The following is a 23,115-nucleotide window of genomic DNA, read 5'->3' as shown; positions in this document are numbered from 1 at the left end:
TTCGCCCACCCGTGGAGGAACATGCTTCTGGGTAGGGCGATGCTTTGTATTCCAAGTACCGACGAGGAGCACCTGTGACCCAGACCAGCGAGAACGTCACCTGGCTGACCCAGGAGGCGTACAACCAGCTCAAGGCCGAGCTGGAGTACCTTTCTGGTCCTGCGCGCACGGAGATCGCCGCCAAGATCGCGGCCGCGCGCGAGGAGGGCGACCTGCGTGAGAACGGCGGGTACCACGCGGCCAAGGAGGAGCAGGGCAAGCAGGAGCTCCGTGTGCGCCAGCTGACCCAGCTCCTGGAGAACGCCAAGGTCGGCGAGGCTCCGGCGGCCGAGGGCGTGGTGGCACCGGGCATGGTCGTCACGATCGCCTTCGACGGTGACGAGGACGACACGCTGACCTTCCTGCTGGCCTCACGCGAGTACGCGAGCGGCGACATCGAGACCTACTCGCCGCAGTCACCGCTGGGCATGGGTGTGAACGGCAAGAAGGTCGGCGAGGACGCCGAGTACGAGCTGCCGAACGGCAAGAAGGCCATGGTGCGGATCCTCCAGGCCGAGCCCTACCAGGGCTGACCCCGTCTCCGACACTTCGCGGCCCCTGGGCGCTTGGGGCGCGCCCCGGGGCCTCGTCGTGTCCGGGGCCTCGTCGTGCCCCGGGGGCTCGTCGTGTCCCGCGCGCCAGTCGTGGCCCAGGGGCCTTGGCGTGTCCAGGGGTCGTGTCCGGTGGGCCTTGGCGTGTCCAGGGGTCGTGTCCGGTGGGCCTTGGCGTGTCTGGGGCCTTTGTCCCGCCGGGCGCCGACAAACACGGTGGCCTCCGGCCGAGCCGCCGGAGGCCACCGTGGTCGTCATGCCGTCGCGGAACGGTACTTGCGGACCGCCAGCGTCCTGAAGATCGCGATGATCAGGACCGACCAGATCAGCGAGGCCCACACGGGGTGCTGCATGGGCCAGGCGTCGGGCGTCCGGAAGCCCGGAGGAATGTTGCCGAACAGTTCGCGGCACGCCTGCACGGTGGCGCTGAACGGGTTCCACTCCGCGATGTGCCGCAGGAAGGACGGCATCTGGTTCGCGTCCACGAACGCGTTCGAGATGAATGTCAGCGGAAACAGCCAGATCAGACCGCCCGAGGTCGCCGCTTCGGGAGTGCGCACGGACAGGCCGATGAGCGCGCCGATCCACGAGAACGCGTACCCGAGCAGCAGGAGCAGGCCGAATCCGGCGAGCACCTTGCCGAAGTTCTCGTGCGTGCGCCAGCCGACGATCAGGGCTACGACCGCCAGGACGACGAGGGTGAGCGCCGTCTGCACCAGGTCGGCGATGGTTCGGCCGGTCAGCACCGCACCACGTGCCATCGGCAGGGAGCGGAAGCGGTCGATGAGGCCCTTGTGCATGTCGTCGGCGATGCCCGCGCCCGCGCCCGCCGTGGCGAACGTGACGGTCTGGGCGAAGATGCCGGCCATCAGGAACTCGCGGTAGGCCTGGGTGGTGTTGGATGAGCCGACCTGGATGGAGCCGCCGAACACATAGGTGAACAGCACCACGAACATGATCGGCTGGATCAGCCCGAAAATGAGCATCTCGGGAATCCGGCCCATCCGGATCAGGTTCCGCTGGGCGACGACCAGCGAGTCGCGGACGGACCGGACGACGGGGTTGGCGGGCGCCGCGACGGGCACGGTGTCGGTTCCGGCACTCACTTGGCGGTCTCCTTGGTGCGCTTGCGGGCCTTGGGGTCCTCGGCCGCGCCGTTCCCCTCGGGTTTCTCCTCGGCGGCGTGGCCGGTCAGGGACAGGAAGACGTCGTCGAGGGTGGGGCGGCGCAGCCCTATGTCGTCCATCTCGATGCCGCGGCTGTCCAGCTCGCGGATGATCTCGGCGAGCAGCTTGGCGCCGCCGGTGACCGGGACCGTGAGCCTGCGGGTGTGCTCCTCGACCGTGGCGTCGCCCTTGCCGAAGCGGCTCAGCACCTCGGCGGCGGTCGCGATGTGCTCGCGCTCGTGCACCACGACCTCGACGCGCTCACCGCCCGTGCGGGCCTTGAGCTGGTCGGAGGTGCCGCGGGCGATGACGCGGCCGTGGTCGACGACGGCGATGTCGTGTGCCAGATGGTCGGCCTCTTCGAGGTACTGGGTGGTCAGCAGCAGCGTCGTGCCGTCGGAGACGAGCTGTTTGATGACCTCCCACAGCTGCTGGCGGTTGCGCGGGTCGAGACCGGTCGTCGGCTCGTCCATGAACATCACGGGCGGCCGGACCACCAGGGCGGCGGCGAGGTCGAGGCGGCGGCGCATACCCCCGGAGTAGGTCTTGGTGGGGCGGTCGGCGGCGTCCGTGAGGTTGAACTGCTCCAGCAGCTCGGCCGCGCGCTGCTTCGCCTCCTTGCCGCGCATCTGGTAGAGGCGGCCCACCATCTGGAGGTTCTCGCGGCCGGTCAGGTACTCGTCGACCGCGGCGAACTGCCCGGACAGGCCGACCGAGCGGCGCACCGCGTCCGGGTCCTTGAGCACGTCGATGCCCGCGACGAACGCCCTGCCGCTGTCGGGGCGCAGCAGGGTGGTCAGACAGCGGACCGTGGTGGTCTTTCCCGCGCCGTTGGGCCCGAGGAGGCCGAGCACGGTGCCCTGCGGGACGTCGAGGTCGACGCCGTCCAGAGCCCTTACGTCTCCGAAGGTCTTCACCAGACCTTCGGCATGGATGGCGCCTGGCATATGAGTTCTCCACGTCGTCGGAAAAACGGCGAGCTGCCGGGGACAGGGGTATGGCAAAGTACGCGCAAAACGCGCTGAGGGCCAGACCCGTCCCAAGGTGACGAGGCACCAGGTGACGAGACACACACCATAACGCGATGTATCGCGTCTCTCAACGGTTTTTCGCGGACTGCTTCCGACACGCCCTCGACCTGGGCCGAGGACGTGTATGCCCGACCTCAGTCGATGACGGTGTAGCCCGCCTTCCGGAGCGCGTGCCCGACCTCCGCGCAGTGCTCCGGGCCCTTGGTCTCGAGGTGCAGCTCGACCTCCGCCTCCGTGAGCCCGAGCCGGGGGTCGGTCCGCACGTGGCTCACGTCGAGGACATTGGCGTCCACCAGCGACAGCACCCCGAGGAGCGTGGCCAGGGCGCCCGGGCGGTCGGTCAGCCGCAGCCGCACGGCCAGGTAACGGCCCTGCGCGGCCATGCCGTGGCGCAGGATGCGCTGGAGCAGCACGGGGTCGACGTTGCCGCCGGACAGCACCGCGACCACCGGGCCCTCGAAGGCGCCGGGGTCGCTCAGCAGCGCCGCGACGGGGCTCGCGCCGGCCGGCTCGACGACCAGCTTGGCCCGCTCCATGCAGAGCAGCACCGCGGCCGACAGCGCGTCCTCGGACACCGTACGGACCTCGTCGACCAGATCACGGACGATACGGAAGGGCACGTCACCGGGCCGCCCCACCCTGATGCCGTCGGCCATGGTCGCCGTGCTCTCGACGGACACCGGCCGCCCGGCCGTCAGCGAGGGCGGGTACGCCGCCGCGCCCTCGGCCTGCACCCCCACCACCCGTACGTCCGGCCGCAGCGCCTTCACCACGGTCGCGATGCCGGCGATCAGCCCGCCGCCGCCGGTGCCGACGACGATCGTTCGGACATCGGGGCACTGCTCCAGGATCTCCAGGCCCACCGTGCCCTGACCCGCGATGATGTCCGGGTGGTCGAACGGGTGAATGAACACCGCGCCCGTCTGAGCCGCGTACTCCTGCGCGGCGGCCAGCGTCTCGTCCACCACCTGGCCGTGCAGCCGTACGTCAGCGCCGTACTCGCGGGTCGCGCTGATCTTCGGCAGCGGGGCGCCCTTCGGCATGAACACGGTGGAGCGCACACCGAGCAGCGCGGAGGCGAGGGCCACGCCCTGCGCGTGGTTGCCCGCGCTCGCGGCGACGACCCCGGCGGCACGCTCCTCGGGCAGCAGCCCCGCGATGCGCACGTACGCGCCGCGCAGCTTGAACGACCCGGTCCGCTGGAGGTTCTCGCACTTCAGGTGCACCGGGGCGCCGACCAGCTGGGACAGGTGCCTGCTGCCCTCCATGGCGGTGACACGTGCGACGCCCGAGAGCATCTTCTGGGCGCCCCGGACGTCGTCCGGCGTCACCATCGGCAGGGAGTCGGCCGTGCTGTGGTTCATGACCACCAGTCTCGCAGTTCACGCCCGTCCACAGCGGGTGTGACCAAGGCGCGGAACGGGTTTGCACAGCCCTGGTACGTCCTGCGCCCCGGCCGCGTACCCTGTCCCCCAACCCAGCTCCCCACGCACGAAGTGAGCCCCCGGCGATGCCCACAACACCTGAGATGTCGATGGACATGACCGAGATGAGCGCTGTCGGTGACACCGGTCTTCTGGACACGCTGCAGCACGAGGTCGCGGTGTTCGCGCGCCGTGCCGAGCAGACGCGGCTCGGCGGGGTCGGGCAGGTGCGCAACTCCATGGACCGTGCCGCGTACCTGCTGCTCAACCGCTTGGACAAGGAAGGCCCCATGGGCGTCAAGGCGCTCGCCGCGAGCATGGGCATCGACTCCTCGACGGTCACCCGGCAGGTCGCCCCGCTGGTCGACACCGGTCTCGTCAAGCGCACCTCGCACCCGGAGGACGGACGCGCGGTGGTGCTCCAGCTGTCCCCGCGCGGGCTGTCCCGGCTCGAGGAGGTACGTTCCTCCAGGCGCCAGCTCATGGCCGAACTGACGCACGACTGGGCGCCGGAGGAGCGCGAGACGTTCACCGCGCTCCTCAGCCGCTTCAATGTCGCGCTCTCCGCTCGGCAGGGCACGCAGGGTGTCGCGGGAGCGGAGTCCCAGCCGGCGTCCTGAGCCCCGCACGCGTACGCCGTGACGCCGACACACGCGCGTGCGGGTGCTCCAAGGCTCTTGACCCGGGCAGGCGCCGCCGGTCTCCTATGAGAGCGGGTCCCTGTCGTCCGTACGCCGTCCGGTGTGCCGCACGCCCTCGACACCGTACGTACGCGACAGGTCCCGTCCCTCACGATCACCCTCAGGCGGGAGGCGCGGTGCGAGAACGGCATGCGTCCCACGGCGCCCGCCGGGCCCGGGAGTTCCAGGCGTTCGTCGCCGGCGCTGCCGGGCGGCTGCTGCACGCCGCGACCCTGCTCACCGCGGAGGCCCCCGACGACAACCCGCGCGCACGGCGCCTGCTGACGCTGGCCCTCGCCCAGACGTACGCCTCCTGGGACCGGCTGCGCGGCGAGGACCCGTACGCCCGGGCACGCCAGCATCTGGCCACCCGCTTCGCGCGCGAGGCGTGGCACCAGTACGGGGCGCTCGGCAGGCACCGGCCGGCCCCGGGCAGCCCGCTGGTGAACCTGTCGCCCCAGGAACGGCTGATCCTCGTCCTGAGGATGTACGAGGGGGTCGCCGAGGAACAGACGGCCGCGCTGCTCGGCCTGCCCGTCGAGCGGGTCCGGGCCATCTGCGCCCGGGCGATGGCGACACTGCTGCACCCCCCGGCGAGGACGGCGCCGGCGAGGACGGCACCGGAGGTGGCGCCGTCGTGACCGTGCCGTACGCGGACGTGTGCGGCCCCCGGCCCGCCGCGCACCGCCGAAGTGCCCTTCGCGGGCCGTGTGCCCGAGGAGGTGCCCGGTGAACGTGTCCGAACGGGAGGCGACCGTACGGCGGATGCTGGAGCGGACACCGCCTCCGGTGCCGCCGGACCTGTACGGGGACGTGGTGCGGCGCGGCAGCCGCCTGCTGCGCCGCCGCACGGTTGCCCTCCGGGTGCTGTGGCTGGCCCTGCTGGCCGCGGCGCTCTCCTTCACCGTATGGGCGTCGGTCGCCCGCCCCTGGGTGGAGCCGCCGTCGACGACGACTCCACCGATCAGCGAATGGTGAGGCCGGGCTGAGGCGGGTGCCTCAGCCGAGGGCCTGCTTCAGGTCCTCCAGGAGGTCGTCGACGTTCTCGATGCCCACGGAGAGGCGGACCAGGTCGGCGGGGACCTCCAGGGCCGAGCCGGCCGCGGACGCGTGCGTCATGCGCCCGGGGTGCTCGATCAGGGACTCGACGCCGCCGAGCGACTCGCCGAGCGTGAACACCTCGGCCCGGTTGCAGACCTCGACGGCCGCCTCCTCGCCGCCCTCCACCCGGAAGGAGACCATGCCGCCGAACGCCTTCATCTGCTTCGCCGCGACCTCGTGACCGGGGTGCTCGGGCAGGCCCGGGTACAGGACGCGCTTCACGCGCGGGTGCCCGCTGAGCATGTCGGCGACCTTGGCGGCGTTCTCGCTGTGCCGGTCCATGCGCACGGCGAGCGTCTTCGTGCCGCGCAGCACCAGCCAGGAGTCGAACGGGCCGGCGACCGCGCCCATCGCGTTCTGGTGGTACGCCAGCTGCTCGCCCAGCTCCTGGTCGTTCACGATCAGCGCCCCGCCGACGACGTCCGAGTGGCCGCCCATGTACTTGGTCAGGGAGTGCACGACGACGTCCGCGCCGAGCGCGAGCGGCTGCTGGAGGTAGGGGGTCGCGAAGGTGTTGTCGACGACGAGCCGGGCGCCCGCGTCACGGGCGATCTGAGCGACGGCGGCGATGTCGGTGATGCCGAGCAGCGGGTTGGAGGGGGTCTCCACCCACACGACCTTCGTCCTCGGGGTGAGGGCGGCCCGCACAGCGGCCGGGTCGCTGGTGTCGGCCACCGACCACTCCACACCCCACCGGGAGACGACCTTGGCGAACAGGCGGAACGTACCGCCGTACGCGTCGTTCGGGATCACCACGTGGTCGCCCGGGGTGAGCAGCGTACGCAGCAGGCAGTCCTCGGCCGCCAGTCCGGACGCGAACGCGAGGCCTCGCCGGCCGCCCTCCAGGGCGGCGAGGTTCTCCTCCAGGGCGGTGCGGGTGGGGTTGGCGCTGCGGCTGTACTCGTAGCCGCCGCGCAGCCCGCCGACGCCGTCCTGCTTGTAGGTGGAGACCTGGTAGATCGGCGGGACGACCGCGCCCGTGAGGGGGTCGGCCGTGTTCCCCGCGTGGATCGCGAGGGTCTCGAAGTGCTGACTGATGTGCCTGTCGCTCATGGGTTCCGAGGGTAGTGCGCCCAAGGCCGGGACGCGGGATCGCGAGGCCGGGCGCCCCGCAGCGGGGCCGCCGCGACCGGGAGGGGGCACTCCGCAGCCGGAAACGGGGACCGCCGCACGGGAAACGGGCCCGGGCGGCGGGGTTTTCCACAGGCGCGGCGACCAGGATGGCCAAGTGTCGGACCGGTCTGGTTCGCTTGGGTCATGGTGATTCTTTGGGTCCTGATGGCACTGGCCCTGTTCAGCATGGTCCTGCTCCCCGTCCTCATGCGCCGGCGAGCGGGCATCCAGCAGGTCTCGCCGGGCGACCCGGACGCCGCGGACCCGGCGAACTACGGGTTCGTGCGCCAGGAGGAGCTGGACGTCCGCATGCCCGGCCCCGACGAGGACCTGCTGGACGTCCTGGAGGTGGTGCAGCGCACGCAGGACTACCGCGCGGCCGCCCAGCTCCTCGCGGGCACGGAGACGGAGGGCGAGACGCGATGGCAGCGCGTGCAGGCCTTCGCGGGCGCCGCGTCCCTGGAGCTGGGGCAGCGGCCCGGCGGGGTGAGCGAGACGCCGGGCGGACAGTGGCTGCGGGTGTGGCGGGCCGAGGCGCCCAAGGACGCGGGGGGCGCGGCCGTGCACGCGGAGTTCCTGGTGCAGCAGGCGTGGCGCACGTCGACGCCGGGGACGGAAGAGTTCCGGATCATCATGGAGGAGGCCAGGTCGGCGTGCGGGGAGGCGGCGCTGCTGGCCCCCGGCGACCCGGTCCCCTACATCGTCGAACTGTCCGTGGCCCGCGGCCTTGCCTACCCGCAGCCGGAGTTCGAGCAGCTGTGGCTGAAGATCCTCGACCGGGCGCCCACCCATATGGGGGCACACCTGGCGGCGCTGCACTACTGGTGCGAGAAGTGGCACGGTTCGCGGGAGCTGGCGTACTCGTTCGCGGAGGCGGCCGCGGCCCGCGCCCCGCAGGGCTCGCTTCTCGCGGCCATGCCCCTGTTCGCGGTCTTCGAGCACCTTCCCGAGGTGAACCTGGTCAGCAGCTTCTACCAGAGCGAGGTCGTCACGAAGGCCGTCCACGGCGCGCTGCACGCGGTGCACTCGGCCCGCCCCGACGACCCGATGCTGGCGCACGTCCGCCATCTGCTGGTGTTCTTCCTGGTCCGCAGCGAGCGCTGGGGAGAGGCGATGGCCCAGCTGGTCCACGTCGACGGCCACGTGGGCGCGCTGCCCTGGACCTTGACAGCCGACCCGGCGGCGGACTACGCGGTCTACCGCGCGCTGGCGGTGGCCGGGTTCGAGGCGAACGGGGGGAGCCCGGCGACGCTGCCGCACTGAGCCGGATCGACGGCTCGCGACGGCTTCGAGTGGGCAGTGCGCAACGCGTGCCTGTCGAGCCACCCGCGTGGCTGCACTCCGACCGCGGCTGGCGGTCGAGCCGAGGCCGGCACATCGCCGGCCTCGGTCTCCCGGGCTCTGCACGTAGGGGTCACCGAGTGAGGTGGACGGTGACCTGCGTGTCTGTGCTGTTGATGTTCACGGCGTGGACGTAACCGCCGGCGGTGCGGTAGAGCCCGGTCCCTCCGGTGATCGCGAGATCGACCTCACCCGAACCGGCCGGGGTGACGGGGAACCGCCCCTGAACGGTGATCTGCCCTTGGGCCAGGGTGAAGCTTGCGACGCACTGCAGATCGAAGTAGTCCACCGGGCCGGTGCGCGTCAGCGTGCACACCTCGCCGTAGGTTCCGACCGTCGCGCCCTGGCTCAGCAGCTCTCCGCTGATGACGAATTCGTCTCCCTGGCTGGGGCCGGACGGATTCACGTCGACCGAGCTGGTCTGCGTCGACCTGGCCACCAACTGGAATACCTCTTCACGTGGGACTCCCGGGCCGTTACCACCGGCGGCCGAAGCAGGTGAGGTGCAGGCAAAGGCGATGGCCGTACCGACGGCCACCCCCATGAAGCTTCGCTTGATCGGCTGCATTCCGGATCTCCTCGGTAGCGGCTGATGACGGAGCCCGAAGGTATCCACCGTGGCCGCACGGCGGCGGGAGGCGCCGAAAGGCATCCGGGTGACCATCCCGCAGGATCATCCGGTGACCTCGGTGGAAGCGTTGCGGCATGGAAGCGGCGAGCGGGTTTTCGCTCGGTCACCCGGTGGGAGGTGCCCCCGGGCGGCTCACCCCGGCGCTTCACACACGGTCAAATCCTATTCACTGAAATACGATTGCGCGGATTATTGGAAATTACGTCGGCCAGGTACTGTCATCTGACTGCCGAAACGATTCTCCGTCGATTTATTCCCCCAAATGCCGGATACCTGGGCGCCCCGTGGCGCTCGTTAGGTGATCGTGACTTGGAACGAACCGGAAGATCAGATCCCCGTCGGAAGTGGCGCCGGCTGGCACGAGCCGGCCGGCGGTGACGTGCGCCTCAAGGGCTGTTCGGACCTTCTTGAAGACTTCCTCAAGAAGATCAGTGACATGGAGAGCGAATACCTGCGCGCTCTGGACGGAGCATCCTGATACAGAGCTCGGAGGAACTTCGAGAATGGACAGGCTTCAAGGCGAGCCAAGCCTCTACGACATTCAGTTCGCCCTGAGATCCGATCATGATGTGCTCGGCCAGCACTCTTATCATGTCGATCCCCTCGAGACGCATCCCGTGTGGAGCGCCCCCGGCCCGGACATCGCGCCGAACGGCTGGGATCCCGACGAAGAGCTGGCCCAGATGCTCTCCACCGTGTCGGCCGTGGACCCCGCCCCGCCCTCCCTGGACGGCCAGCACCGCCACCGGATCGACCGGCGGCGCCACCGGCCGGCCTCCCACATCCTCGACGGCGGTCAGCGACTGAGCCCCGCCACGCTCCTGGTCGCCACGATCGCCGCGTGCGCGGTGGCGATGCTGGGCTGGTCCACCGCCTACTCCTACAACCAGCTGCGCGAGATCGCCGCCACCGTCCTGCCCGCGCCGCTCGCCCAGTGGTGGCCGCTGACGGTGTACGGACCGTGGTTCGTGGCCGCGCTGTCCATCCTGCGGGCGGCCTTCCAGCACCGCACCGCCCGGCGGTCCTGGTGCGTCATCCTGATCGCCTCCGCGACGGCAGTGGCCCTGTGCATCAGCCACTCCTCGTACTCCGTGCTCTCGATGGTGATCGTCGGGATTCCGCCGATCACCGCCCTGGTGTGCTTCCGGGAGCTCGTCGGCCAGGTGTCGTGCAAGTACCGCCCCCGGCACGCCGCCCCCGGCAAGGAGCCGGCCGGCGGCGGCTGACCCAGGACTCCGCGCGAACGACACACACGGATCGGCACCCGCCCCGAGCGAGCGGGTGCCGATCCGTGTGTGCGTGGTCATCCCGCCATGGACGAGGCGTACGGCGACAGGGCCGGAGCGAGCTGCACTCCGGGGGCCAGGCCGAGGGCCACCAGGGCGTCGGGCAGGCCGCGTCCGACGCGGGTGGCCTCCAGCGTTCCGGGGGCGGCCAGTTGGCGGCAGCTCCCGGCGATGATCTCGAACAGGTGCTGCACCCGGCCGGGGCCGCGCGGCAGCAACTGGCCGTGGAAGTCCTCGTGATGGGCGAGAACGAGGGCGGCGAGACCGGCCACATGGGCCGAGGCGGTACCGGTGCCGTCCAGGGCCGTGTAGCCGCCGCGCGGGGCGCACGACAGGACCGCCACTCCGGGGGCGGCCGCGTCCACGCCGGGGCCGTAGCAGCTGAACGGTGCGGCGAACAGCCCTTCGGGGGTCAACTGCGGCCCGATGTGGGTGGCTTGGGAGGTGTCCTGCGGGTACGAGCCGAAGACCCCCAGCGCGCCGACGGTGAACACGGTGGGCAGCGAGCCCGGGAAGCCGACCGGTCCGCCGGTGTCGCCCGCGGGTGCGACGCAGGCGATGCCCGCCGCGTAGGCGTCGGCCAGTTTGCGGGAGACCAGTGCCGAAGGGTACGGCGCGGCCACCGCGAGATGGGCGACGTCGACCTCGCGCTCGATGCAGTGGTCCAGAGCGGCGATCAGGTCGCTGAAGTGTCCGTCGGGCAGCACCTGGCAGACCTCGATCTCGGCGTCGACGGCGATGCCGATGATCCCCTTGCCGGTGTCCGCGCCGGCGATGATGCCCGCCGCGTGGGTGCCGGTGCCCAGGGTGTCGTGGGCCCAGCCGTTGTCGGTGCCGCGCACGAGATCGACACCGGAGCGCACGCGCTGCCGCAGATCGGGATGCTCGGTGCTGACGCCCGAACCGATGACCGCGACCCGGACGCCGAAGGCGCGGAACGTGGGCGGCAGCCGGTCCAGTCGCATGGCCTGCTGGCCCCAGCCGTACTGCTGCCGCTGCTCCAGCTCCGGGTACACCTGGGCCAGCGGGGTGAGGGTGACCAGGTTCTCCTGTGTCGCCGACAGGTCGGGCCGGTGGATCCAGCGGTCGGTGTAACCGCCGACGGGGCGGACGTACAGGGACTGGACCGTCTCCGCGGTCTCGGTCGCCAGGGTGAGGGTGACCGTCCCGTCGGCCGCGGTGACGCCCTGGCTCGGCCAGGTCGCCCCGATCAGGAACACCCCCGCGCCCGCCAGCGGTTCGCCGTCCGGCCCGCACACGCGCAGCGAGATCTCCGCGGGCTCCTCCAGCGGCATGACCAGCCCCGGATCGCGCAGCGGCAGCACGCCCGCGGTCGGCGCGGCGGCCGGTCCTGTTCCGGACAGCGGAAGATCCGGTTCGATGTGCACATGCAGCGACCGCATGGCCGGTACCTGGGCCTCCGCCGCCTCGACGACCACGATCTCCGGGCAGGAAGGCTGCATTCCGGCCGACTTCAGCTTCTCCGGCGACCGGAGTCTGCGGGTCACCGTCACCTCGGGCATGCGCTCCAGCCGGTCGCACAGCGCGTCCATGCCGAGTTCGGCGACTCCCTGGGGGAGCAGACTCTGCGGCAGGGGTGTCACCATGTACCGGGCCCGGCGCGGCTGGACCGTGATCGGCGACGGGCCTCCCTTCCTCTGTGGCCCCGTCTCCTTGCCCTCGGGTCCCATCCCACCGGAAACCGATCCCTCGGACCCGCTCTCCCGGTTGTTTCCGGGTCTTTCCTTGACCATTGCGTCCACCTTCACCACGCCTGCGTCGTTCGTCTGCTCCTGATCCGGTGACGGGCGGCCGCGCTTCCACAGTGATGCGGTGTGCCCGGGAACCGTTCCTGGGCACACCGCATCGCGCGCCGCCGGACGTCAGCCGATGCCGAAGGGCATCTGGCCGAAGCCGAAGCCGGGCTGCTGGTACTGCTGCTGGTACGGCTGGCCGAACTGCCCGCCGCCCGCCCCGCCGGGGCCCCACGGCTGCATGCCCTGCTGGCCCTGCTGGCCCTGCTGGCCCTGCTGGCTCTGCTGGACCAGCGTCAGGATCGCGATCGGCAGCGCCTGCTGCACGGACTGCTCCACCGCGTGCCGCACGCCCTGGCGCAGCGTCGTGTGCAGCGCGATGGCCAGGTAGGGGTGCGCCTGGTGGGCCATGCCCTGCTGCTGAAGCTGCTGCTGGACCTGCTGGATCTGCTGCAGCGTCTGCTGCATGCGCTGCGCGATCTGCTGACTGGCCTGCTGACAGGCCTGCTGGATGGTCTGCTGGACGACCTGCGCGATCGGCTGCTGGCCGAACTGCTGCTGGCCGAACTGCTGCAGGGGCTGGGTACCGGTCATCACCGACATGAATGCTCCGTTCGATGGCACCAGGGGTGAAAGCCGACATAGAGAACCTATGCGGACTTTGTCGGGAGATTCCGACGCCCTGAAGCTAAGGTGGCGCACTCTCGATCGCAATCCGACGACCATCTCAACCGACGGGGCCCCGGGACCGGTTCGGCGAGGCGTCACATGCGCGCGAGGCCCCGCAGGGCAAGGCCCTGCGGGGCCTGGACCGGGGTTCGGCCCCGGCCGCGGGATCGCGCCTCCAACCGGATGAACCTCAGTCCCCGCCGCTTCCGTAGGGCCTCGTCAGGATCTCCATGTTGTGGCCGTTCGGGTCGTCGAAGTACGCGCCCCGGCCGCCGTCGTTGTGGTTGATCTCTCCGGGGCGGTGGTGGTACGGGTCCGCCCAGTACCTCAGGCCCCTGTCCCGGATACGGGCGAAGATCACGTCGAAGTCGTCCTCGGAGACCAGGAACGCGTAGTGCTGCGGGGTGATCGAGCCGGTGGTCTCCATGTAGTCCAGCGTCACGCCGTTGGGGATCTCCACTGGCGTGAACGGGCCGAACGGCGGCGCCACCTCCAGCCCCAGCAGATCGGCGAGGAAGCGGGCGGACGCCTCCTTGTCGTGTGCGGCGACGATCGTGTGGTTGAGCTCCACGGACATGGTCGGGCCTCCTGTCCCCCGGTTGCCGGAACCACTTTCCAGGCTAGGCAGCGGGAGGGGGCGGCACATCGGTCTTCGGACCCACGCCGCTGCGACCTTCGACCGACGACGCGCGTGAGGCGGCCACAGGGGCCGCCTCACATGGTGCTGTCGGGGATGGTCAGATGGTGGCCGTGTCGATCACGAACCGGTACCGGACGTCGCTGCTCAGCACCCGCTCGTACGCCTCGTTGATCTCGGAGGCGCTGATCAGCTCGATCTCGGCGCCGACACCGTGCTCCGCGCAGAAGTCCAGCATCTCCTGGGTCTCACGGATGCCGCCGATGCCGGAGCCGGCGAGGGTCTTGCGGCCGGAGATCACCGAGAACAGGTTGAGCGAGATGGGCTCCTCGGGGGCGCCCACGTTCACCAGCGCGCCGTCCGTCTTCAGCAGCGACAGGAGCGCGCCGAAGTCCATCGGCGCCGACACGGTGGAGATGATCAGGTCGAACGTGCCGCGCAGCTCCTCGAAGGTCTTCGGGTCGCTGGTGGCGTAGTAGTGGTCGGCGCCCAGCTTCAGCCCGTCGTCCTTCTTGCGAAGGGACTGCGAGAGCACGGTCACCTCGGCGCCCAGCGCGTGCGCGATCTTCACGCCCATGTGGCCGAGGCCGCCCAGGCCGACGATCGCGACCTTCTTGCCGGGGCCCGCGTTCCAGTGGCGCAGCGGGGAGTACGTGGTGATGCCGGCGCACAGCAGCGGGGCCGCCACGTCGAGGGAGAGGCCGTCCGGGATACGGACGACGAAGTTCTCGTCGACGACGATCTTCTCGGAGTAGCCGCCGTAGGTGGGCTCGCCGTCCTTGCCGACGGCGTTGTACGTGCCGACGCCACCCTTGAGGCAGTACTGCTCCAGGCCCTTCTCACAGTTCTCGCACTCGCGGCAGGAGTCGACAAGGCAGCCGACACCCACGCGGTCGCCGACCTTGAACTTGGTCACGCCGGGGCCGACCTCGGAGACCACGCCCGCGATCTCGTGGCCGGGAACCATCGGGAAGATCGCCTCGCCCCAGCCCTCACGGGCCTGGTGGATGTCCGAGTGGCAGATACCGGCGAACTTGATGTCGATCAGGACGTCGAACTCGCGGACCTCGCGGCGCTCGATCGTGGTGCGCTCGAGCGGGGCCTTCGCGGCAGGTGCGGCGTATGCGGCAACGGTGGTCATGCGGAGTTTCTCCTAGGGGTCGCGCGCCCGGCTGCCTTCCACCGGGCACGGCGTCCAGCCTGCCGGACGGCAGCCGAGTCACCCAGGCCACGGCTCTGCCTACGACCAGCGGTCCTACCACTGGCGAGGTCAGGCTCCCGGTCGTACGACCGGGAATACTGGACGTATGGATGAACAGCTCGACTCCCTGCCCGAGCCCGCCGCGGGAGCCGGCCAGGCCCTGGACCGGCGCGCGGAGCTCAGCGAGTTCCTGCGCACCCGCCGAGCCCGGCTCAAGCCGGAGGACGTGGGGCTGCCGGACTTCGGCCGCCACCGCAGGGTGCCGGGGCTCAGGCGCGAGGAGCTGGCGCAGCTGGCAGGCGTGTCCGTGGCGTACTACACGCGCCTGGAGCAGGGCAACGGACGGAACGTGTCCGCGGAGGTGCTCGACTCGATCGCCCGCGCGCTGCGGCTGACCGACGCCGAGCACGCGCATCTGACGCATCTCGCCAAGCCGAAGGCGCACAAGAAGAAGGCTTCGGCCAGGACGCAGCAGGTGCGGACGCCGCTCAGGCAGCTGCTGGACTCCTTCGACGGGGTCCCGGCGTACATCGTGGGACGGCGTGCGGACATCCTGGTGTGGAACCGGATGGCCGCGGCCGTCTTCGGGGACTGGGCTCAGCTGCCGCCGCAGGAGCGGAACTGGGCGCGGATGACGTTCTTCACGCCCGAGTACCAGGACCTGTTCGTGGACTGGGAGCAGAAGGCCATCGACATCGTGTGCCAGCTGCGGTACGAGGCCGGGTGTCACCCGGACGATCCGCGGCTGTCGGCGCTGGTCGGGGAGCTGTCGGTGAAGAGCGAGGACTTCCGGCGGCTGTGGGCGACGCACGACGTCAAGGAGAAGAGCCACGGGCTGAAGCGGTTGCGGCATCCGCTGGTAGGCGACCTCGCGCTGCAGTTCGAGTCGTTCCGGGTGCCGGACGACGGTGAGCTGGCGCTGGTGACGTACCACGCCGAGCCGGGCTCGGCATCGGCGGAGGCGCTGCGGCTGCTGGCGAGCTGGGGCACGGACGCCACCCGCGCGGGCACGACCGCGCCGCACGCCTGACGGGCTGCGCTCGACCGCGTAGCACCCTCACGGCCGGCGGCAGGGCCGCATCGCACGACGGCCCGCCGGAGGCATCGCCTCCGGCGGGCCGTCCGCCATCCGTCCGCCGTCTACCGGCTCACTTGGCGTAGAACGCGTTGTAGATGGAGATCGTCGACTTGTTGCCCTTCTTGTCGGCGATCTTGGCGTGGAACGACAGGCCCTGGCCCTTGGCCGGGTTCTTGTAGGTGATCCTGCCGTTCTTGACCGTCAGCTTGGTCCAGGTCCTGCCGTAGTCGTACGACACCCAGACCGAGAGCGACTTCAGGTTGCGGCCCGCGGCCGCGCCCTGGACGGTGACCGGGATCGTGACCTTCCTGCCGGCCTCGACACGGCTGTCCAGGCCGGTGGTCGCGCCGAAGCGGACGGTCGAGGCGGGCAGCTGGGCGCTGTCCACCTTCTTGGACGTGAACGTCCAGCTCGCGTCGATGCGGGTGGACGCCGCCGCGACCTTCACGCTGCGGATGACCGAGGTCGTCAGCGTGTACGTGGCCTCGGCGGAGGGGACCTCGAAGGGCTTCAGGCCGAACAGCGGATCGTCACTCGCGCCGACCTTGGTGCCGCCCCGGTACAGCGTCGTCTTCACCGACATGAACTCGGAGGACCCGGCGTGCCCCTGCCCGTCCGCGAACAGCGGCAGGTATCCGTAGATCTCGTTGTCGGCCCGGAAGAGACCGTAGTCGGAGTTGATCACAGGCCCGAAGACCGAGGTGTTGAGGGTCCTGGTGTAGGTCTTGCAGCCGGTGAGGACCTGCGGGGCGCCCAGCGTGTAGTACGCCTCCGGGACCGGGAAGCCCTCCGCGTCCTTCTTGCCGCCGTACTGCGAGAAGTCGAACGTCCACTGCGCCTTGTCACCCGTGGACACGTGGAACGTGCGCGTGCCGCGCAGGTTCTGCACCACCGGGATGTTGGAGCCGGTATCGGTCGGAGTCTCGGCGTAGGCGCCGACCGCGCCGGTCTTGCCGCTGCTCGCGGCGCCGAGGCTCAGTTTCAGCGTGGCCAGTTCGTTCGCCTTGTAGTGGCGTACGTGAGCGCCCTGAAGCTGCTTGACCGCGGAGCCGGTGAACACGTCGTACTCGGCCGTGCCGCCCTTGGTCCACTGGCCGAACCAGGACTGGGAGAGACCGGACGCGATCGCCGGGCCGACCTGCGCGAGGCGGATGTCCGCGAACGACGGAGCGGACAGGGCCAGGCTGGTGCCCGCCGGGTCGTAGACGTACGACACCGCCGCGGACCGCGGCTCGGCCGAGGCGTCCGGGACCGTGATGTCGGCGGACCTGGTCTTGTCCAGGTCCAGGGTGATGGCGGTGTTCCTGGTGACGCTCACCTTGGGCTGGACCAGCCAGTCGAGGCCGCCCTCGATCGAGGTCGGGTCCTTCACGGAGAGGGAGTCCAGCAGGTACGTGCCCTTGGGCACCCGGATCTTCACGGTCGTCGCGGAGCTCTGGGAGAAGTACTCCTTGCCCGCGTCGGCGCCCGAGGCCGCGACCAGGTCGCTGAAGTGGACGGGCGTCTGTCCGTCACGGCCCACGTACTTCAGGGTGACGTCGTACGACTCCGCCTCCCGCTCCACGGCCGCGGCCGTGCGCACGCTCTGGCCGCCGCCCGTCGCCGTCACATACGCCGAGTACGCGCCGTCGACGGTGCCGCCCAGCTTGCTGTTCACGGTGACCGGGACCGACGCCGTGCCGCCCGCCGGGACGGTGACCGTCTTCGCGCCGAGCGTGAAGAAGCCCGAAGGAGCCGCCTGGCCCTTGGGGTTGGTGGCCGTCAGCGACAGCGCCAGGGTGACGGCGTTCTTGCCGGTGTTGCGGTACGTCAGCTGCCTGGCGACCGGCGTGTCGTCGGTGTGCGGCCACTGCGCGGTGCCGAAGCTCAGGGACGACGGCTCGGCGAGCACGGTCTGCTTGATCGCCCTGTCCACGGCGATGCGGCCCGAACCCTGCTGGAACGGGGTGTACTTGCCGCCCTTCGCGGAGCCCGTCAGCGCCGACTTCAGCTCGGGATACGTCCAGTCGGGGTGCTCCTGCTTGAGGATGGCGGCGGCGCCCGCGACGTGCGGGGTCGCCATCGACGTACCCGAGATGGTCAGGTAGCCGGCCGGTTTCTCGCCGACCTCCCGGTCGATGAGGCTGCCCGGGGCCGCGGCGGCGGTGATGTCCACGCCGGGCGCGGTCACATCGGGCTTGATGGCACCGTCGAGGCCGGGGCCGCGGCTGGAGAAGTCCGCCAGCCTGTCCTTGTCGTCGACCGCGCCGACGGTGAGCGCGTCGGCCGCGCTGCCCGGGGAGCCGATGGTCTTCTCCCCGTTCTCGCCCTCGTTGCCCGCGGCGATGGCGAACAGGATCCCCTTCTGTTCGGAGAGCTTGTTCACCTCGGCCTCGAGCGGGTCGATGTCGGGCGTGTCGGCGCCGCCCAGGCTGAGGTTGACGATGTCGGCGCCCTGCTGGGCGGCCCACTCCATGCCCGCGAGGATGCCGGAGTCGTCGCCGTACCCGTCGTCGTCGAGGACCTTGCCGCTGAGGATCTTGGCGCCGGGCGCGACGCCCTTGTACTTGCCGTGCGACTTCGCGCCGGTGCCGGCCACGATGGACGCCACGTGCGTGCCGTGGCCGACCTTGTCGGCGGTGGTGGCGGACGCGGAGAAGTTCCTGGCCTCGATCACCTGGCCCTTGAGGTCCGGGTGGTCGGCGTAGACACCCGTGTCCAGCACGGCGACCTTGACGCCCTTGCCGGTGTAGCCCGCGGCCCAGGCCGCCGGGGCGCCGATCTGCGGCACGGACTTGTCGAGGCTCGCCTTGCGGACGCCGTCGAGCCAGACGTGCGCGATGCCGGAGGCGGTGGCGTCGCCGTCGGTGACGGCCTTCCACAGCTCGGCCGCGTCCCGCTGGGGTGTGAGGACCGCGTCGGCGTTCAGGGACGTGAGGGTGCGGCGGAGCGTTCCCGCCTCGCGGACGTCGGCCTTCGCGGTACGGGCTGCGCCCTTGTAGCCCACGATGACCTTCAGGCCGTTCTTCTGGTCCGCGCGGGTCCGCGAGGAGTTGAGCTCGGTGATGTCGAACAGGCGCCGGTCGATCTTCCCCTCGGCGATCAGGGCGGCCGCGTCGACCGGCACCACGTAGGTGTGCCCGGCGGCCTTGCGGACCTGGACCGGAACCTTCTCCCGCCCGTTGGCCCGCTCCAGGCCCACGACACGGCCCTTGGCGTCGACGACGACGCGGTCACCGGTGATGAGAGTGATCCGGTGCTGGGCCGTCAGGCCGCCGGCGGCACCGTGTGCCGCGGGAGCGGGCTTCGCCGACGCCGGGCCGGTCATGCCCGCCGCCAACGCCACGGCGGCCGCCGTTGCGACGGTCGCCGCGCATGCTCTTCTCACTTGTCTGCGCAAGACTCCCCCTGGAGATGAGGTACCGGGCGAATCCCCATTCACCCGGCCCGGGGGCGGTCTCGTACATGTGCACGTCATCCCCCCGGATCACGCAGTATGCCGGGGGGTGATCAACGCCTCAATACGGGGGCCGTAATGACTTGCAACGACCAGGCGTCCACGAGACGGCCCCCGAACGGCCTGCCGAGCGGTCTGCGGAACGGTCTGCCGAGCGGCCTGCCGAGCGGTCTGCCGAACGGTCTAAGTGGCGGCGTTCTCCGTGACGGTGATCCTGCCCTTGCGGATGGTCGCGAGCCGCGGGGCCTTCTTCGCGATCGACGAGTCGTGGGTGACCATGATGAACGTCAGGCCGTGCTCCTTCCACATGCGTTCGAGCACGTCCATGATCTCGTCGCGCATCGACTCGTCGAGGTTCCCGGTGGGTTCGTCGGCGAGCAGCACCTTCGGCTGCTTCACCAGCGCGCGGGCGATCGCCACGCGCTGCTGCTGACCGCCCGACATCTCGCCCGGCAGATGCCCGAGCCGCTCCCCCAGCCCCACGGACTTCAGTGCCTCGGCGGCCCGTTCGCGCCGCTGCCCGGCCTTCACCCCGAGCGGGACCAGGGCGGTCTCGACGTTCTCCTGCGCGGTCAGGGTCGGGATGAGGTTGAAGGACTGGAAGACGAAGCCGATGTTCTCGCTGCGCACCTTGGTGAGCCGGGCCTCGGAGAGCCCGGCCAGGTCGACGCCGTCCAGTTCGACCTGGCCGGAGGTCGGCTTGTCGAGTCCGCCGAGCATCTGAAGCAGCGTGGACTTGCCGCCGCCGGTGGGGCCCTGGATGACGAGCCGGTCGCCGTCGCCGATGGTGAGGTCGACGCCGTCCAGGGCGTCGATCGTCTCCTTGCCCCGCGTGTAGCGCTTGGTCACGCCTCTGAGTTCGTACATGGGTCAACTCCTGGGATGCGGAAGGGGTGCGGGGCGGGTGCTACTCGACGCGGCGCAGGGCGTCCGCCGGACGCAGGCGGGAGGCGCGCCAGCCGCCGAAGGCGCCGGCGATCAGACCGCCGGCCACGGCGAGGGCGACCGCGAGGGCGATGGTGGTGAGGCTGACCGGCGCGGTGAGCGCGACCTGCAGGGTCCGCGCGGCCTGCCGTCCGGGACCGCCGAAGCCACCGCCACCGGGGCCGCCGCCGAAGCCTCCGCCACCACCGCCACCACCGCCGAGCTGGGCCTGAAGCGTGGGGCTGATCGCGGTGACGGCGTACGCGCCCGCCAGGCCGAGCGCGATACCGAGAGCGCCGCCGACCAGGCCGTTGACCACGGCCTCGCCGACCACCTGCCGGGTCACCCGGCCCGACTTCCAGCCGAGCGCCTTGAGCGTGCCGAACTCACGCACCCGGCGGGAGACGGCGGAGGAGGTGAGCAGGCCGGCGACCAGGAACGCGGCCACCAGCACCACGACGGACAGCCACTTGCCGACGTTGTCGGCGAGGCTGGAGGCGGTGGACAGCGAACCGGAGACGGTGCTCGCCAGGTCGGCGGAGGTGGTGACCGTGGTTCCCGAGACGTTCGTCTGGATGGCCTTCTTCACACCGGCGATCTGCTGCGAGTCGGTCGCCTTGACGTAGATCGTGGTGACCTTGTTCTTCGCGTCGGCGAGCGTCTGGGCCTGCTGAAGCGGGATGTACAGGTTGGCCGCCGAGTCGCCGCTGTCGGCCGTGGCGATGCCGATGATCTGGAACTTGAGGCTCTTGATGGTGACCGTGCCGCCGACCGCGAGCTTGTTCTCCCTGGCGTAGGCCGAGTCGACGACGGCGACCTTCGCGTTCGTCTCCGACGTCTTGAAGGTACGGCCGCTGGTGATCTTGGAGGAGGTCAAGGGTCCCAGGGCGGGCTTGGTGACGTCGGTGCCGTAGACGGAGTAGTTGTCGACGTCGAAGTCGGCGCCCCCGCCCTCCACCTGGCCCTGCGGCTGCCCGCCGCCGAAGCCGCCGCGTCCGCCCTGCTCTCCGCTGTTCTGGTTCTGCCGGAACTGACCCCGCGTGAACTGTCCGCTGATCTTGATGACCCGAAGGCTCAGCCCGCCGACGGCCTCCGAAACGCCCTTCTGCGTCCCCACCTTGGTGACCGTGCTGCTCGCCAGCGTCTGGAAGCCCTGCACCATGACGCGGTCGCTGCTCTGGGTCTCCTTGGAGTCGCTGCCGCGCGCGTCGAAGTTGAAACGCGGCCGCTGCGAGCTGCCGGAGGTGGGGTCGGCCGCCTTGGTGACGGTCATGTCGGTGCCGAGTCCGTACAGCGACTGCAGCACCTTGTCCTGTGCCTTCCCCATCCCCGAGGACACGGAGTTGACCACGATCACAAGTGCGATGCCCAACGCGAGCCCGGAGGCGACGACGAGGGCCGCCTTTCTCCGGCGGCGCAGTTCGCGCCTCAGATAGGTGAAGAACATGGCCGCAAGCTAGGGAGGCACCCTGATGAACCCATAAACCGGACATAAGAGCACGATGAGAAGCGCGCCCGCCCGCCCGGCATCCCGTGAACACGACGATGCCGCCGGCTGCCCGTGAGGGCGGCCGGCGGCATCGAGCGGGGAGGCGTCGGCTCGGGCGTCAGACGGCCGAACCCGCCTTCCACTGGGCCCAGCTCATGTTCCAGCCGTTGAGGCCGTTGTCCGGGGCGACCGTCTTGTCGCCGGTGTTCTCGACGACCACCACGTCACCGATCAGGGAGTGGTTGTAGAACCAGGCGGCCGGCGTGCTCGGGTCGTTCGCGCCCTTCTTGTCCTGCAGGCCGACACAGCCGTGGCTGGTGTTGACGTTGCCGAAGACGGACGGGGCACCCCAGTAGTTGCCGTGGATGAAGGTGCCCGACGTGGTCAGGCGCATGGCGTGCGGCACGTCCTTGATGTCGTACTCGCCCTTGCCGTCCGAGTCGGTGAAGCCGACCGTCGCGCCGTTCATCCGGGTCTGGGTGAACTTCTCGGAGATCACCATCTGACCCTCGTACGTGGTGTGGTCGGGGGCGCCCGCGGAGATCGGTATGGTCTTGACGACCCTGCCGTCCTGCGTCACCTTCATCTGCTTGGTCTTCGCGTCGACGTACGAGACCTGGTTGCGACCGATCTTGAAGGTGACCGTCTTCTGCTGCACGCCGTATATGCCGCTCGCGCCCTCGACGCCGTCGAGGTTCAGCTTCATCGTGACGGTGGAGCCCTCCTTCCAGTACTGCTCGGGACGGAAGTCGAGCCGGTTGGCGCCGAACCAGTGGCCGACGACCTCCTGCCCACTGCTGGAGGTGACGCTGATCCCCTTCTGCACGGCGGCCTTGTTGGTGATCGCCTTGTCGAAGTTGATCGACACGGGCATGCCCACGCCGACGGTCGTGCCGTTGTCCGGCGTGAAGTTGCCTATGAAGGAGTGCGCCGGGGCGACGGTCGTGAAGGACGCGTTCTCGTGGGCGTCGCGGCCCGCGGAGTCCTTGGCCGTCACGGCGATCTTGTACGTCGTGGCCCGCTCGAGCTGGGTGGTGGGCGCCCAGCTGGTCTTGTCGGCGGACATCTGCCCGGCGACCGGGGTGCCGGACGCGGTGGTCATGCTGACGTCGGTGAGCGTGCCCTTGGCGACCGTGACCTTGGCGGCGTTGTTGATGGAGGCGTTGTCGGAACCGTCCGCCGGCGTGATCTTGATCTGTGCCTCGGAGGTCTTCTTGGCGGCCGCCTCGTCGACCGAGGCCTGCGAGTCCTTGTTGTCCCCGCCGCCACTCGCCGCCGAGCTGCCTCCGCTACACGCGGAGAGCACCAGCACCCCGCCGAGCAGTGCGGACGCGGCCATCAGGCCCTTGCGCCGCTTACTGTCCGTCATCACACGCTTCTCCATGGTTGCCGATTCCCCAAAACCCCGTTGAGTTCCCCGTAAGAACCCTCAACGCTACGACCGGTTCGTCCGGTTCCACATCGGTGGCCGGTGTGGGACACACCACGCCGGCCCGACGGGTGCCCGAGGAGTCCCGGTGCCATGCGGGACACCAGGGAACGCCCTTTGAGACGACGGTGCCCC

The 23,115-nt window shown here is 70.3% G+C and carries 21 protein-coding genes; 8 read left to right on the top strand and 13 right to left on the bottom strand.

The genetic code is table 11. The features are described 5' to 3' along the window. Positions 1-74 precede the first annotated feature (74 nt). The gene (gene greA / locus C3488_RS15940) at positions 75-572 is read left to right on the top strand and encodes a transcription elongation factor GreA (protein ID WP_103840083.1); all 498 of its coding nucleotides are present in this window, start codon (positions 75-77) and stop codon (positions 570-572) included. 272 nt (positions 573-844) lie between these two features. On the opposite strand, the gene C3488_RS15935 is transcribed toward greA, so the two are convergent. From C3488_RS15935 to ilvA, 3 genes are all read right to left on the bottom strand, one after another. After that, positions 845-1,696 (bottom strand): ABC transporter permease, encoded by an 852-nt coding sequence (locus C3488_RS15935; RefSeq protein WP_103840082.1) that lies wholly within the window; start codon positions 1,694-1,696, stop codon positions 845-847. Further along, positions 1,693-2,703, bottom strand: a complete 1,011-nt coding sequence (locus C3488_RS15930) for an ATP-binding cassette domain-containing protein (protein ID WP_103840081.1) — start codon at positions 2,701-2,703, stop codon at positions 1,693-1,695. The genes C3488_RS15935 and C3488_RS15930 overlap by 4 nt, the downstream gene beginning before the upstream one ends. 218 nt (positions 2,704-2,921) lie before the next feature. Then, entirely contained in the window at positions 2,922-4,151 is a 1,230-nt protein-coding gene (gene ilvA, locus C3488_RS15925; protein WP_103840118.1) for a threonine ammonia-lyase, read from the bottom strand. A gap of 164 nt (positions 4,152-4,315) precedes the next feature. Here ilvA and C3488_RS15920 point away from each other — a divergent pair, with 164 nt between their 5' ends. The 3 genes from C3488_RS15920 to C3488_RS15910 all read left to right on the top strand — a co-directional run bounded on the left by C3488_RS15920 (position 4,316) and on the right by C3488_RS15910 (position 5,869). Beyond that, complete coding sequence (locus tag C3488_RS15920; RefSeq protein ID WP_181139045.1) at positions 4,316-4,831, top strand: MarR family winged helix-turn-helix transcriptional regulator; 516 nt, start codon at positions 4,316-4,318, stop codon at positions 4,829-4,831. Positions 4,832-5,028: 197 nt separating this feature from the next. Next, the gene (locus C3488_RS15915; protein WP_103840079.1) at positions 5,029-5,532 is read left to right on the top strand and encodes a sigma factor-like helix-turn-helix DNA-binding protein; all 504 of its coding nucleotides are present in this window, start codon (positions 5,029-5,031) and stop codon (positions 5,530-5,532) included. Between the two features lie 88 nt (positions 5,533-5,620). Continuing rightward, a complete protein-coding gene (locus tag C3488_RS15910; protein WP_103840078.1) occupies positions 5,621-5,869 on the top strand; it encodes a hypothetical protein in 249 nt (82 codons plus the stop codon). 21 nt (positions 5,870-5,890) lie between these two features. Here the strand turns inward: C3488_RS15910 and C3488_RS15905 are convergent, their stop codons facing one another. Further along, positions 5,891-7,045 (bottom strand): cystathionine gamma-synthase, encoded by a 1,155-nt coding sequence (locus C3488_RS15905; protein ID WP_103840077.1) that lies wholly within the window; start codon positions 7,043-7,045, stop codon positions 5,891-5,893. Positions 7,046-7,249: 204 nt separating this feature from the next. Between C3488_RS15905 and C3488_RS15900 the strand changes: the two genes are divergently transcribed. After that, complete coding sequence (locus C3488_RS15900) at positions 7,250-8,368, top strand: hypothetical protein (RefSeq protein ID WP_103840076.1); 1,119 nt, start codon at positions 7,250-7,252, stop codon at positions 8,366-8,368. A 151-nt stretch (positions 8,369-8,519) separates the two neighbouring features. Here the strand turns inward: C3488_RS15900 and C3488_RS15895 are convergent, their stop codons facing one another. Further along, on the bottom strand, positions 8,520-9,014 hold the full coding sequence (locus tag C3488_RS15895; protein ID WP_146067869.1) for a dirigent protein: 495 nt from the start codon (positions 9,012-9,014) through the stop codon (positions 8,520-8,522). A 367-nt stretch (positions 9,015-9,381) separates the two neighbouring features. Here C3488_RS15895 and C3488_RS40525 point away from each other — a divergent pair, with 367 nt between their 5' ends. Continuing rightward, positions 9,382-9,555: a hypothetical protein gene (locus tag C3488_RS40525; protein ID WP_181139038.1), complete on the top strand. Its 174-nt coding sequence runs from the start codon at positions 9,382-9,384 to the stop codon at positions 9,553-9,555. Between the two features lie 25 nt (positions 9,556-9,580). Next, entirely contained in the window at positions 9,581-10,303 is a 723-nt protein-coding gene (locus C3488_RS15885; protein ID WP_103840073.1) for a DUF2637 domain-containing protein, read from the top strand. A gap of 77 nt (positions 10,304-10,380) precedes the next feature. On the opposite strand, the gene C3488_RS15880 is transcribed toward C3488_RS15885, so the two are convergent. The 4 genes from C3488_RS15880 to C3488_RS15865 all read right to left on the bottom strand — a co-directional run bounded on the left by C3488_RS15880 (position 10,381) and on the right by C3488_RS15865 (position 14,564). Then, on the bottom strand, positions 10,381-11,970 hold the full coding sequence (locus C3488_RS15880) for a S8 family serine peptidase (RefSeq protein ID WP_258053444.1): 1,590 nt from the start codon (positions 11,968-11,970) through the stop codon (positions 10,381-10,383). A 276-nt stretch (positions 11,971-12,246) separates the two neighbouring features. Then, positions 12,247-12,720, bottom strand: coding sequence for a hypothetical protein (locus tag C3488_RS15875; protein WP_103840071.1), 474 nt, complete (start codon positions 12,718-12,720; stop codon positions 12,247-12,249). Between the two features lie 256 nt (positions 12,721-12,976). Further along, positions 12,977-13,363 carry a VOC family protein gene (locus C3488_RS15870; RefSeq protein ID WP_103840070.1) on the bottom strand — a complete coding sequence of 129 codons (387 nt, stop codon included), beginning with the start codon at positions 13,361-13,363 and terminating at the stop codon, positions 12,977-12,979. Between the two features lie 160 nt (positions 13,364-13,523). Next, on the bottom strand, positions 13,524-14,564 hold the full coding sequence (locus C3488_RS15865) for an NAD(P)-dependent alcohol dehydrogenase (protein ID WP_103840069.1): 1,041 nt from the start codon (positions 14,562-14,564) through the stop codon (positions 13,524-13,526). A gap of 166 nt (positions 14,565-14,730) precedes the next feature. On the opposite strand from C3488_RS15865, the gene C3488_RS15860 reads away from it, so the two are divergent. Further along, a complete protein-coding gene (locus C3488_RS15860; protein WP_103840068.1) occupies positions 14,731-15,654 on the top strand; it encodes a helix-turn-helix domain-containing protein in 924 nt (307 codons plus the stop codon). Positions 15,655-15,772: 118 nt separating this feature from the next. Here the strand turns inward: C3488_RS15860 and C3488_RS15855 are convergent, their stop codons facing one another. The 4 genes from C3488_RS15855 to C3488_RS15835 all read right to left on the bottom strand — a co-directional run bounded on the left by C3488_RS15855 (position 15,773) and on the right by C3488_RS15835 (position 22,920). Then, positions 15,773-19,009 carry a S8 family serine peptidase gene (locus C3488_RS15855; RefSeq protein ID WP_103840117.1) on the bottom strand — a complete coding sequence of 1,079 codons (3,237 nt, stop codon included), beginning with the start codon at positions 19,007-19,009 and terminating at the stop codon, positions 15,773-15,775. Between the two features lie 312 nt (positions 19,010-19,321). Next, the gene (locus tag C3488_RS15845) at positions 19,322-20,005 is read right to left on the bottom strand and encodes an ABC transporter ATP-binding protein (protein WP_103840067.1); all 684 of its coding nucleotides are present in this window, start codon (positions 20,003-20,005) and stop codon (positions 19,322-19,324) included. A 40-nt stretch (positions 20,006-20,045) separates the two neighbouring features. Further along, the gene (locus C3488_RS15840) at positions 20,046-21,509 is read right to left on the bottom strand and encodes an ABC transporter permease (protein ID WP_103840066.1); all 1,464 of its coding nucleotides are present in this window, start codon (positions 21,507-21,509) and stop codon (positions 20,046-20,048) included. Positions 21,510-21,669: 160 nt separating this feature from the next. Further along, positions 21,670-22,920 (bottom strand): Ig-like domain-containing protein, encoded by a 1,251-nt coding sequence (locus tag C3488_RS15835; protein ID WP_258053442.1) that lies wholly within the window; start codon positions 22,918-22,920, stop codon positions 21,670-21,672. Positions 22,921-23,115 lie beyond the last annotated feature (195 nt).

This window comes from Streptomyces sp. Ru72 (assembly GCF_002920635.1).
Taxonomy (GTDB): Bacteria; Actinomycetota; Actinomycetes; order Streptomycetales; family Streptomycetaceae; genus Streptomyces.
This window is presented reverse-complemented; position numbering and strand designations above follow the sequence as displayed.